The organism is Bacillus sp. 3255 (genome assembly GCF_031456485.1).
In the GTDB taxonomy this organism is placed as follows: Bacteria; Bacillota; Bacilli; order Paenibacillales; family NBRC-103111; genus Paenibacillus_E.
Genome location: NZ_JAVDUS010000001.1, coordinates 349059 through 361496, shown reverse-complemented (window position 1 = coordinate 361496; position 12438 = coordinate 349059). Strand labels below are relative to the sequence as shown.

Genomic DNA, 12438 nt, shown 5'->3' with positions numbered 1-12438 from the left:
TTTAAGTGACGACAAGTTCATAGGTCAGCTTCCTGTATTCCTCCTGAATCTCCTGAGCGATGCGGTCCCATTGATAACGCTTCTGCAGTAAGTTGTAGGCGCTGTCTGCCAGCTTGACAGCCACGCGGGGCTGCAGCAGCAGTTCCGTAATGTGCCAAGAGAGCGAGTCCGCGTGTCCAGGCAGCGCCTTGTAGCCGTCCACACCGTGCCGGATAATCTCCGCCAGACCGCCCGTATCCGAGAGCACGAGCGGCTTGCGGTGCGCCATGGCTTCCAAGGCAACGATGCCGAAAGGCTCGTAGAGGCTGGGAATGACGCAGACGGAGGCAGCTCGATAGAGCTGTGCCCGGTAGTCGTCATCGATGAAGCCGGTAAAAAGTACGCGATCGTGCAAGCGGGCGGCGGCAGCGCGCAGCTCAGGCTCCATCGGACCTGATCCGGCGATGACGAGCTTCGCTTGGGGCACCTGCGCGAGGATCGAGGGCATCGCCTCGATGAGCACGTGAACGCCTTTCTCATACACGAGTCTGCCGATATAGAAAATGATCGGATCCTCTCCGGCAAGAGCGGGAGGACGCTCGCTTGCATCGGTTGGAGCGGGAAGCCGAATCCCGTTGTGATGAACGCTTACCTTCTCCACCGGGAGCTGGAAGATGCGCACGATCTCCTCTTTCATATAGGAGCTGCAAACAAAAACGCGGTTGGCCTCATAGGTCAGCTTCCATTCGATCTCATGAATATTTCGCTGCAGCTCCGAGTGCAGATGGCCTTGGTTGCGTCCCCATTCGGTCGCATGGATGGTCGCAATGAGCGGAATGCCGTAGCTGGTCTTGATTTCTCTAGCGGCATGGAACACCATCCAGTCATGCGCATGCAGCAGGTCGATGCGGCCGCCGCTTTCATGCCAGCGGACGAGGTGGTCCGTCATCGCCAGATTCAGTTCGAACGTCCAGTGGTAAAAAGGTGTAGGCCCCGAATGTTCCACAGGGAGCCGGTGAACGTATACGCCGTTCATCTTCTCGAAGGAAGGTGCGCCGTCATGGGCCGTCGTGACGACATGCACAATCTCACCGCGGGCGGCGAGCGCCTCGGCCAGCTCATGAACCGCCTTGGATAAACCGCCGACTTGCTTAGGCGGATATTCCCAGGCGAGCATGAACACATTGGCGTTGTGCTGCGTCTCCGCCAGCACAGCGTCCCAATCTTGGCGGCGCTCCATAATGGGAACAGGGGAGAGCTGCCGAATACTTACATAGTCGCGATAGTGAATATCCGGCAAGCAACGGTCCGCCTCTTCAATGGAAGCCAGCCAACTCTCGTCTACCGTCTGGCGTTCGATCTGGTCGCATAGGCGGTGGAAACAGCCGAGATGTGCGGTCGTCCGTTCAGCGGCATACTCGCTTAGAACGGATTCCGGCCGCATCATGAGCGCCCAATCGCTGGACTGCGCCAGCATCAGCTCGCGTGCCGCCTGATTCAAAGCCCGCTTGAGAACGGCGGCATTCAGCTTGCCGTGACGGGCGAGATGCTCATGACTTGTCGCCAGCTGAACCATACGCTTCTCGGCTTGGTGCAGGTGCCGGTAGATCCAATCACAGCCGCCGTGCAGCCATGGGTGCGAGAGCGACTCCCGGCCCAGGCTGGATTCGTTCAACTGGGCGGTACCTGCGGACTCGTATTCCTCGAGGTATTCGCCGGGTGTTACCATTTTGACCCCGGAATGTTCGTGGAATAGTTTGCGGCAGAGCTGATCCAGGAAGAGCGGGCCCTGCTGCCGCCCTTGTCCGAACAGCTCCGCGTCATAGGCAGCCGTAATAAGCGGCTCCCGGTCCAGCCAGCGGCACCCCCGTACGGCCTGCCTGCCCAGCTTGGCGATGTAGGCATCGGCATCGTCTCCGGCCTTCTCCAGGGCAAGCAACGGATGCAGCGGAATACCGGCATCATCTTTGCTCGCCCTGCTTGCCGCTTGCCCGGCTCTCTCCATGGCGGCGGAGCCGCAGGGAAACGCCATGACGCCATAGGGCGTCAGGGTCGGTGCCAGCAGTCCCCGAAGGGGCTGCGGCGATGCGAATTGCACGGCGAGGGCATCCGTGAAGAAGTAGCGGATGCCGGCTTGCTTCAGAATCCGCTCCAAACCAGGCGTATAGCCGCAGCCGGGTAACCACATGCCGCGGGGCTTCAGCCCGAAGTGGCGCTCGTAGTCTCTGACGGCCGTCAGGACTTGAGCACGGACCCCCTCCGCGGTGCTCATCAGCGGCAAATAGGCGTGCGTCGCGGCGGATGTGACAATCTCCACATAGCCAAGCTCTTGATAGTGCTTGAAGGCCGCAATCAAATTACCCTGGAAGCTTTCGTACAAGGTCTGGAGCGTCTGAAGCTGAAGCGCATGCTGTTTGGCCAGCGGCAGGAGCGAGGGGGTCATTAGCGAACGAACCTGCTCTTCGGCCTGCGCGATCCGCTCGCTGAGGGCTCGACGGTACTTGGCTTGCAGGAGCGGATCGCTGAATAGGGAGAGAAGCGTCGGTGTCAAGGCAAGGGTGATGCGGAAGCGCGTTTCATCCTGTACAAGCTGTTGGATAACGTCCAGTATCGGTAAATACGTTCCTGTCATGGCTTCAATGAACCATGGCGCTTCTAATGTCTCCTGTTCCCGAAGGAGGAGATAGGGAAGATGAGCATGCAGCACAAGTGCGAAATATCCCTTCGGCTCCGGCTTCGGCTTGATGCGATCGATCAAAGCGTAAGTCACCTCGCATAAGGAGAGTAGGCTTGAATGTTTTCGTAAACGAGCGGCACGCTTGGCGAGGCCCCCGTATCCGGCTGAGCCGGTGTCTTCGGGCCTTCCCACGCTGCTTCGGTATCTCTTGGCGTGACAGCGCAATTGGAGCGCAGCAGGGGAATGAATTCGCGCTCCCAGGTATAGGTGCCGACATCCACGATGTAGCTGCGATTCGCGCTCAACTGATGGAAGTACCAGTTATTCGTATCCGGCTGCGCCTGCATATCCCAGCTGGCATGAGCGTTATCGCCGCCAAAGATCACATCGGTGACGTCGTACAAACGCAGGATGCTCGGCATGTCCCGGTAATCGCACTGGAAATGCTGCGAGACCAGCCATCTGCGCCTGTCGGAAATTTCCCAATATGCATAGAGCGAATGCGCGCCTAAGGCCATAAGATGAAGGAAGTCCTTCTGATATCGCACCGGAATTTTATCGTCCTGAGCAGGTGAAGACTTCAAGCCGGTTCCTCTTTCCTGACATAATTTTCAACGGCTGATTGACTGTAAAAGTATTCGCCCCCACCCAGCAAAATATGCGCGGATTGCTAAAATCTAGATGTCCCGCAAAAAAGGAATTTCAACCTTTTCCGGCGAATATATTGGACTAATCCGGGAAAACGAAGATGATACTGACGATGCCGGCTTTCCTCCGCGGAAAGCGCTAAGGAGTGATTACGATGAGTTTTTGTTGTGGAGCTAGTATGATAGGCACGAAAGGCACGCTCAAGCACATTCGTACGCAAATTCACAATGTGCCCATCCTCTTCTGCCCGGTATGTCACCGCATTGAGGTTCATTATCTGGTGGAAAATGAATATGAAATATTGGCGGAGTATGCCCACGGGGATGGCGCTGCTGAAGTTGATTTCGTTGAGTATGTCGATGGCAAAGACCATCTGCTGCACGATAATTGTGTGAATCATGAGGGCGAGGAGCCTTTGGATATTGTACGCAGCCAAATTGATATGGCGCTTGATCTGCTGGGTGTGGCCAAGTCCTTGAACGACGCCGAGTGGGAAGACCAGTTGATGAAACGGTTGAAGATGCTGAGTGTGCGCCGGGATAAGCTGAAAAACAAAAAAACCTCCAAGAGGATGTAGGGACCCCAAAGTTAAACACGTTTAACGATCGAGGGGCCGTGCGGTCTTGAGGTTCTTGCTAGTAGATAGGGCTGCTTCTTCCTTAGTTGGAAGTTAGCAGCCTTTTGTTTGGCTCCAGATGTTCAGTTCTTAACGGCCATGTTCTGCAGCAGTTGTCCGAACTCTTTTTGCAGGCTGCGGCTTAGCGGAACTAATACCGGTGTATGATTCAAATGGATAAGAAACCGGCGGGAAGCGGGAAATCCGCTTTCTTTGACATAGGAGACAACGTGCCGCAGATTGACGAGAAATCCTTTGAACGGGCTGAATATGAGGGGAGAGCTCTGGGCCGCGATTTCCGATAAATTCGTGCTGGTCTCCACTTGGGCGCCGTTCATCAGATGAACCCGGGTCAACCGTTTATCCTCCTTCTCAACGAAGAGGATCGATTCCTCCGAGATCGGCAGATGCGATTTCTGATTTTTGACAGTAATCCATGTTGTTGGCACGGGAGTCGGCATTGCGCTCAACTGGCTGCGTTCCGACTGTATTTCATCGATGGCTTTGCGGATAGCCGCTTGAAATTTGGGCAGCAGCACAGGCTTGGACAAGAAGTAAAGCGAATCCAGGTCGTGAAAGCTTGTGAGGATATGCTCGATATTGGTCGTACCGCTGACCATAATGACCTTAGGCCGGTAGCCCGCGCTGTGTAAGGACCGCACCATCGCAATGCCGTCCAGGGAGCCTTCGAGTCCGATATCGACAAGCAGGATATCCGGACGCAGCTGCTCATATTGGCTGATGAATTGTTCGCCGTCGGAAACGACCGCAGTTACGCGCAGCCCGCATTGCTCGCTATAGCTCTTGAGCAGCTGGCCTACCCAATAATTATCTTCGACGATGGCAACCGTGAAACGATGCCCCATACGATCATCGCACTTCCTTCCTCCGCTCATTCGCCAATGCTTGCTGTCAACTTATGCGCAGAAACTGCCATCTTAGTCCACATTAAACGATAAAGCTTCGTTATGCTGTATAATTACCAGATGTAGATAAGTGAGTGTAATCTCCTGGAAGCAAGCTTAGAAATGAGGGGATTGTAATTGTTAACATGGGCGGAATATATACTAACCTGTTTTGATTTTGTTCCCATGATCCTGCTGTCATTAGTACTGTTCAGACAAAAAGTAAAACCACATTGGCTGGCTGTATCGCTAGCCGCTTGCGCCGGGGCGATCGTAACCAGGTTCGACCAGTGGCCTATCTTATACATAAGCATTCTTGGCTTCCTGCTCATGGCCGTTTGGAAATTTCGTCTGATACCTGCAATCGTTATCGCCGTATCCGGCTATGTGGTATCGATCATCGTATCTACGGGCGTACTTCTCCTCTGCCAATGGGTATCTCTTACCCCGTATACCGAATTGCTGGCGAATCCGCAAGCATCCGTTACCGTTCTGACGATGATCCTCATCGCCAAATGCGCCGTCCTGATCGGCATGCGCAAGCTCCGGCTGGGATTCACCTTTCTTACGCACTATACCCGGATTCCGTTATCCAAAGAAAATGCGGGCTTCTACTTATATATCGCGGTTGTGATCGTCGGAATTCTCCATCGGCATGCCTCGCCCGAGAACGTCATCAGCGCTTTGATGCCTGTTCAATTGTTAGGGATGGCGACGGTGCTATTCGTTTATGCGATGTTAAGTAAGGAATTTCGTTTTCAAAGATGAACGGCGGGAGCCGGCTTCAACCTCTGCGGGAAGACCGTTGTTCCTGGCCTCGTACTCAAGCAGTGTCTGATGGTATTTCATTTGCGGCAGTGCGGCAATACCGACATAATGATCTGCATGTTCATCGAAATAAAGTTTGCCCTCTGCGGGGGCATACTTTTTTATTTTGTTCAGATTCACAAACAGATGCATATCCACTTTCGCAAATTGCTGCTCCATCAGTGCTTCTATGAAACTCGTAAAAGCTACGAGAGATTCTACGTTTTCTTCCACGACACCTTCAGCCGAATAATATTTAATAGATTTCGCGCCGAACTCCACGTACCATATATGCTCCAACCGGATGTCCCGATTCGTTTGCATGGACGACGCTTCCTCCAAATAACCCGCTTTCATCAAAAGATCTGTATATGGATACTGATAAGCTTGCGAAAGCTTACGCAAGGTGTCAGGAGATGGCTTGATGATGTCATTCGTGGTACGATTACGTCCTAGCTCCAAATCTCGTATATAGGCATGGGAAAGGCCGCTTTTGCTGGCAACTTTGCGCAGGGACATTTTCCCCCGCAGCGACTCGAGAAACTTGCCAAGTTGATTTCCATGTTCCAACGGAAACACCTCCTCTCCCTAATTGTAATGGATTCTATGCTAAAATGAAATCGCAGCCAAAGGTTTTATTTGCCAGTAGGTGCTCATTTGAACATCTATGTTATAATAAATTTGCTTTTTATTTGTATTTTACTTGAACCGTACCCCCCGAATCAGGATACATAAGGACGAAACTACTATATTGTGAGGTGGAAAGGTGCTACTGGTACTATTCAAAAGATTCCTTGGAAAAAAGGAATCCCCGGGACAAAGTGAACCCCATGCCTCTTCCCTTGAGGTTACCATACATCAAATTCAAGCAGGAGACCTAAGACTTAGGAACCAATTTATTTCCGATTACCAGCCTTACGTTGCCAAAGTGACAAGCAGGTTCTGTAAAAGATATATAGACCCGGCTCGTGACGATGAATTCAGTATTGCTTTGGGGGCGTTTAATGAAGCTATTAATCAATATTCCTCCGTGATGGGGAGATCCTTCCTCGGGTTCGCCGAAACCGTCATGCGAAGAAGACTTATTGATTTTCTGCGGAAAGAACAACGTTTCAAAGGACAGATTCCTTACAGTTCATTCGATCAGGAAGATGATGAAGATAATCTACTCAATCCGATTGAAGTTCATCAAGCCATTGAAGCTTATGAAAAACAAAAAGGACTTGAAGAACGGCGAAGCGAAATTATGGATTTCAGCCGCTGCCTAAGTGATTTTGATATCGATTTCTCTGAATTGACGGAAGCATCACCTAAACATGACGATTCCAGACAAATGCTATTCGGCATCGGTCGGACGCTGGCACAGGATGCGGAACTTATGCGGACTCTTCTGACGAAACGGCAGCTGCCCATTAAAGAGCTGCTGGAGCGAGTACAGGTATCGAGAAAGACATTGGAGCGCAACCGTAAATATTTGATCGCAATTGCTCTCATCTATAACGGTCCATACCCTTACTTGCGGGATTATTTACAGATTCGAGAATGAGGACAGCATAAAGAAAGGAAGAACAGCGCATGAACAAGGGAATCGTAATGGAAATCAGCGACAACTCCATTATCGTCATGGGTCCAGAGGGTCGATTTGAGAAGCTTCCTAGGGGGACGCGAAGTTGTGAAGTAGGGGAAGAAATTTTGTTTGCGCCTGCGCGCCGGCGCTTCCGTGTACCACAGATGGCCATTCTTTCCGGATTGGCGGCAGCAATGATCATGTGCTTCGTCTTGGTGTCGACATTGACGGGAGGCTTGCCAAGCGGCCAGGTGGTTGCATACGTCACTATCGACATTAACCCAAGCATCGAGATCGGCATCGATAATGATGAGCTGGTACAGGACTTGAAAGGGTTAAACCCCGACGGGGATGCGTTAATCAGCACGCTGGAGTACAAGGGCAAGCCGCTGGAAAACGTGACATCGGACATTCTCGATAAAGCCGAGCAAGGCGCCCTGGCCAAAGGGGAAGGGGACATCATTATCTCTTCCACCATCGTAGAGACGAGAGCCAATGTTGATGATGAAGCTATCGCCACCAAGCTGAAGGCTCAGGTCAGCAAACATATCGAAAAGGCTCATCCCGATCAAGTCCAAAATTATGAGGTGACAGCGTTCGCCGCCCCGCAAGAAGTGAGACAAGAGGCGAAAGCGAGCGGCGTGTCGGCAGGGAAATATGCGATTTATTTGAACGCTGTCAATAACGGAGCCAAAGTTTCCCTCGACGATATCAAAAGCGTCTCTATTCACCAGCTGGCCAAAGATAACGGAGGCCTCGACAAGCTCGTGACGCCGTCGAAGCCGATCGACAAATCGTCCCTGTCCAAACTGGTCGCCGAAGAGAAGTCCGGCAAGCTTAGCGAGCGCCTGCAGCAAATGCAGAGGGAGCAAGAGAAAGATAAGAACTCCCAGAGCAATGACAAGAACGCGAAGAGCACGCCTAAGTCAGGCAAGAGCGATGACGGTAACAACGGCAACAGCAACAACAACAAAGTCAGCTTTAAGCCGACGCCGACGTCAACGCCAAAAAATGCCCGCAATGACAGCAGGAATGACAACAACAAGAACGACAATAAGAACGACAACAAGAACGACGACAGGAATGACGACAAGAACGACGGCAAGACCGATAACAAGAATGGCAGATGGAATGATCGAGACGATTCGAAGGATCGTGACGATAAGAACGGCAAGAGTGACGACGACGATAAGAAGCCGGCACCAACGCCAACATCAACGCCAAAGACGGACCGCAAAGATGACGATGACTCCAAGAGTGGGTCATCGTCAAAGCCGCGAGAAACACCAAAACCTAGTGTAAAGCCAACCGTCAAGCCGACGAGCTCGAGCAAGCCTACGGCCAAACCGACGTTGAAGCCGACGCCGAAGGACGACCGGACCCCCGATTTCAATTGGAACTGGGGCAATCGTGATTGGGACTCCAAAAAAGATGATGACAATGATCGATGATCGGATCGCCCCCCCAAGTCTCTCTGATGAGCGGCTTGGGGTTATTTGTGCTGCCTGAACGGTAGAGCCGTCTGGCGGGACGACAACAGCTCGGCATGTTAGGGGACTCTGCTCAAACCCCACTTGATGGATCCCCAAAATTGTACATATAACAGAAAGAACAAGGGCGATGGCGGTTATAGCGCAGGCTGTGATCCCAATGTTTGGAGTAAATGGAATTTCTCCCGTTAATGGAGTGAAATGGGAGGCGATATGGTCAAATAACTGGAAAGGCTCCAGTTATTTCATGCGATCTTCCACACTATTCGCCTTAAACGAGCAAATTAACTGGAGTAATTCCTGCTATGGGGCTTGTGAGAGGCGCTACAGATGAATTTAGCGGGAGAAAATCCAGCTAAGGTAGTTGCGCAAAGTAGGACGACTACGGATGGGAGAGAGCTATGCTACTCCGGCCACCGATACTGCTGAAAGAAACGATACAGCTTAACCTGACGGTTACCGAACTATTTATAGAAGCTAAGCATCTTGTTTGCCACATTACACTCCAAAAAAGCTGCAACTACTCAACTACGTTACCCTTATCGATTGCAATCTCTGCTCAACCCCGACTTGATGGATCCCCAAAATTGTACATATAACAGAAAGAACAAGGGCGATGGCGGTTATAGCGCGGACTGTGCTCCGAATGTTTGGAGTAGATGGAATTTCTCCCGTTAATGGAGTGAGATGGGAGGCGATTTGGTCAAATAACTGGAAAGGCTCCAGTTATTTCATGCGATCTTCCACACTATTCGCCTTAAACGAGCAAATTAACTGGAGTAATTCCTGCTATGGGGCTTGTGAGAGGCGCTACAGATGAATTTAGCGGGAGAAAATCCAGCTAAGCGGTTCCGCTTGCTGCCTTCCATGATGGTTAAGCCCATACAGGAATCAGTCTGGCAACACCTTGGCAACACCTTGGCAGAGCCTAGCAACTCCCAAACAGATTTAGCCGCAGGAAGAGCTCAATGGACCGACTGCTTGAGGCACCTCTGGATATGTAATTGCGATGGAATTTCGCCATGTACATTCCTTATCCTGCAATTTTCCCCACATAGCTGCCAATAGCTCCCTGTAGTTCCGTGTAGTTCCCTTTACCGCTTAACGACTGCATGGAAAGTAGGACCAAGTTGTATTACAATGGTTGCATGTGCAATTATTCATATACCCGTTAACTGACAAGGGAAGGGAGCTACTCGCTTGAGATACTCTAGATTTGGAAAATCCGGCTACAACGTATCGTCACTTGGATTCGGTGCTATGAACCTGCCCGGCGTACCGCTGGAGCAGGCCAGAGAAACGCTTAATTATGCCTTGGATCACGGCATTAATTATATCGATACTGCTGCGGCGTACCGGAACAGCGAGGAAATTATCGGCGAATGTATTTCGCATCGCCGGGATGAATATTTTCTGGCGACCAAAACAGGCGCCCGCGATTATGCAACTGCAAAGTCGGAAATCGAGCGAAGCTTGGTGCGGATGAAGACGGATCATGTGGATCTGCTCCAAATTCACTATGTGAACTATGTGAGCGAGTTCAAGAAAGCGATGGACGTCGAAGGCGCATATAAGGCCGCCCTGGAGGCTCAGCGCGAAGGGAAGGTGCGCTTCATCGGCATCTCCGGACACAGGCCCGATTTGCTGACGCAATGGATTCAGAAGTATCCTTTCGATCAAATTTTGTTTCATTTGAACTTGGCGCAGCCCTTCGCCTTGGAGGAGCTAATCCCGAAAGCAACTGAGCTGGATCTGATGAAGGTGGCGATGAAGCCGTTGTCCGGGGGATTCATTCAACCTGTCGACCGGGCCATTCGCTATCCGTACAGCCAGGACGTGCATGTCACTATCTCGGGGATGGTCAGCATTAAGGAAGTACAGGAGAATTTGGCAGCCCAGGAGCAAGAGGTCGGTGTCGAAGAGCGCCGGGAGCTGGAGCAATTAGCGCTTGAGCTCGGACAACACGATTGCAGACGGTGCAATTACTGCTCCTGCCCGCTCGAAATTGCGATTCCGGATGTGATGATTGCGAGCCGGGTTCGGGAGAAATTTGGTTTGCTGCCGAAGGGCGATGCATTTTTTGAGCGGCAGAAGGAAAGAATAATAGGCTGTGCAGATCACGACCCTTGCAAAGAGCAGCCGCTCTGCGAACAGAAATGCCCGTATCATCTGCCTATGCAGTCCGTCATTCAGAAGGCGGCATCTTTTTATTAATGTGACAGGGAGAATGCCAGCATGTTTGCCAAAACAACGATCATCACAACGGACGTGTTCACGTCCTTCACGGATAACAAACACGGGGCAGACGCCATCCTCGTCTGCCTGAGCGAAACCGAGCTGCGCGAGGACACCGTCCTCGGCCACCCGCAGCTCGATCAGGCCCTTCAGCGCATGCGCGCCAAGGGCCTGATCACCGGCGCCTCGGGCGAGCTCGAGGCGCTGCCCACCCACGGCTTGCTGCCGTACGCGTACGTGCTCGTGGCCGGGCTCGGCCCGCGAGCCACGCGCGATACGCTGCGCGCAGCCGCCGTCTATGCAGCGCGCGAGACGCTCGCGCTGAAGCTCGAAAGCTTGGCGCTGAAGCTGCCAAGCGGTATCGACAGCCGGTCCGCCGTCATGGCGCTGACCGAAGGGCTGCTGCTCGGTACATACCGCATCGCGGTGTACCGCAAGAACGAGCCGGCGCGCGATGAGCTGCGCCGGGCGGTGCTGCTGGCCGAAGCAGCTGCAGATGCAGCGCTGCTATCGGCTGCGATCGCAACCGCCGAGACGGTTGCGGAGGGCACGAACTACGCCCGGGATCTGACGAACCTCCCGGCCAACAAGCTGCTTCCGGCTACGCTTGCCGCGGAAGCCTTGAAGCTCGCCCAGCACTACGGCTTCGCCTGCGAAGTGCTGGACGAGCGCGAGATTGCCGCCAAGGGCATGGGCGGCCTCATCGCGGTTGGCGCAGGAAGCGCCAACCCGCCAAGGCTGATCACCCTGCAGTACAAGGGTGATCCCGATTCCGCCGACGTGCTGGGCCTCGTCGGCAAAGGCGTAACCTTCGATACCGGCGGCATCTCGATGAAAAGCCCCGACGGCATGGAGGAGATGATCAGCGATATGGGCGGAGCCGCCACGCTGCTCGGAGCGCTGCATGTCGTCGGTCAGCTGAAGCCGAAGATCAACTTGGCCGTTGTCATACCGGCCGCGGAAAATATGACGTCCGGCACCGCTTACCGTCCCGGCGATATTGTCACGCTGCTCAGCGGCCACTCCGTCGAGGTGCTGAATACGGATGCGGAAGGCCGCATCATCTTGGCGGAGGGCGTGACCTACGCCAAGCAGCTCGGCGCTACGAAGCTTATTGATGTAGCCACGTTGACCGGCGCGATTCTGATCTCCTTCGCCGATGTGGCGACAGGGGCTGTGACGAACGACGACGAATTCCTGAAGCCGCTGCTGCAAGCGGCCGGTGAAGCGGGGGAGAAGCTGTGGCAGCTGCCGAACTACCCGGAATACCGCGACATGCTGAAGAGCGATGTAGCCGATGTCAAGAACTCCCCTTCCACCGACCGTTGGGCAGGCGCCATTACCGGCGGCTTGTTCGTCGGCTACTTCGCCGAAGAGACGCCTTGGATTCATCTCGACACCGGCGGCACCGCTTGGCTGTGGTCGGCCAAAGGCATCGAGCCCAAAGGAGCGACAGGCGTGATGGTTCGTACACTAGCCGCTTACTTGTGTGATTTGTATAAATAAATAAAAAC

Annotated in this window: 10 protein-coding genes; 6 read left to right on the top strand and 4 right to left on the bottom strand. The window is 53.1% G+C overall.

Going from position 1 to position 12438, the window contains the following annotated elements; translation table 11 throughout:
* Position 1: 1 nt before the first annotated feature.
* Together J2X61_RS01425 and J2X61_RS01420 are read right to left on the bottom strand one after the other, a co-directional pair.
* Positions 2-2737: a 1,4-alpha-glucan branching protein domain-containing protein gene (locus J2X61_RS01425; protein WP_310185262.1), complete on the bottom strand. Its 2736-nt coding sequence runs from the start codon at positions 2735-2737 to the stop codon at positions 2-4.
* Between the two features lie 8 nt (positions 2738-2745).
* Complete coding sequence (locus J2X61_RS01420; RefSeq protein ID WP_310185257.1) at positions 2746-3240, bottom strand: DUF4912 domain-containing protein; 495 nt, start codon at positions 3238-3240, stop codon at positions 2746-2748.
* A 218-nt stretch (positions 3241-3458) separates the two neighbouring features.
* Here J2X61_RS01420 and J2X61_RS01415 point away from each other — a divergent pair, with 218 nt between their 5' ends.
* The gene (locus J2X61_RS01415; protein WP_274466727.1) at positions 3459-3881 is read left to right on the top strand and encodes a hypothetical protein; all 423 of its coding nucleotides are present in this window, start codon (positions 3459-3461) and stop codon (positions 3879-3881) included.
* A gap of 122 nt (positions 3882-4003) precedes the next feature.
* Here the strand turns inward: J2X61_RS01415 and J2X61_RS01410 are convergent, their stop codons facing one another.
* On the bottom strand, positions 4004-4786 hold the full coding sequence (locus J2X61_RS01410) for a LytR/AlgR family response regulator transcription factor (RefSeq protein WP_274466726.1): 783 nt from the start codon (positions 4784-4786) through the stop codon (positions 4004-4006).
* Positions 4787-5011: 225 nt separating this feature from the next.
* Between J2X61_RS01410 and J2X61_RS01405 the strand changes: the two genes are divergently transcribed.
* Positions 5012-5593: a hypothetical protein gene (locus tag J2X61_RS01405; protein WP_310185253.1), complete on the top strand. Its 582-nt coding sequence runs from the start codon at positions 5012-5014 to the stop codon at positions 5591-5593.
* Here J2X61_RS01405 and J2X61_RS01400 read toward each other — a convergent pair.
* The gene (locus J2X61_RS01400) at positions 5564-6202 is read right to left on the bottom strand and encodes a helix-turn-helix domain-containing protein (protein WP_274466724.1); all 639 of its coding nucleotides are present in this window, start codon (positions 6200-6202) and stop codon (positions 5564-5566) included. The genes J2X61_RS01405 and J2X61_RS01400 overlap by 30 nt on opposite strands.
* Before the next feature lie 196 nt (positions 6203-6398).
* On the opposite strand from J2X61_RS01400, the gene sigI reads away from it, so the two are divergent.
* The 4 genes from sigI (at position 6399) to J2X61_RS01380 (ending at position 12430) form a co-directional block, all read left to right on the top strand.
* Entirely contained in the window at positions 6399-7178 is a 780-nt protein-coding gene (sigI, locus tag J2X61_RS01395) for an RNA polymerase sigma factor SigI (RefSeq protein WP_274466723.1), read from the top strand.
* 29 nt (positions 7179-7207) lie between these two features.
* A complete protein-coding gene (locus J2X61_RS01390; protein ID WP_274466722.1) occupies positions 7208-8650 on the top strand; it encodes an anti-sigma-I factor RsgI family protein in 1443 nt (480 codons plus the stop codon).
* A gap of 1239 nt (positions 8651-9889) precedes the next feature.
* Positions 9890-10903 carry an aldo/keto reductase gene (locus J2X61_RS01385; RefSeq protein WP_274466721.1) on the top strand — a complete coding sequence of 338 codons (1014 nt, stop codon included), beginning with the start codon at positions 9890-9892 and terminating at the stop codon, positions 10901-10903.
* Between the two features lie 21 nt (positions 10904-10924).
* Positions 10925-12430 carry a leucyl aminopeptidase gene (locus tag J2X61_RS01380; protein ID WP_310185247.1) on the top strand — a complete coding sequence of 502 codons (1506 nt, stop codon included), beginning with the start codon at positions 10925-10927 and terminating at the stop codon, positions 12428-12430.
* Positions 12431-12438: the final 8 nt, after the last annotated feature.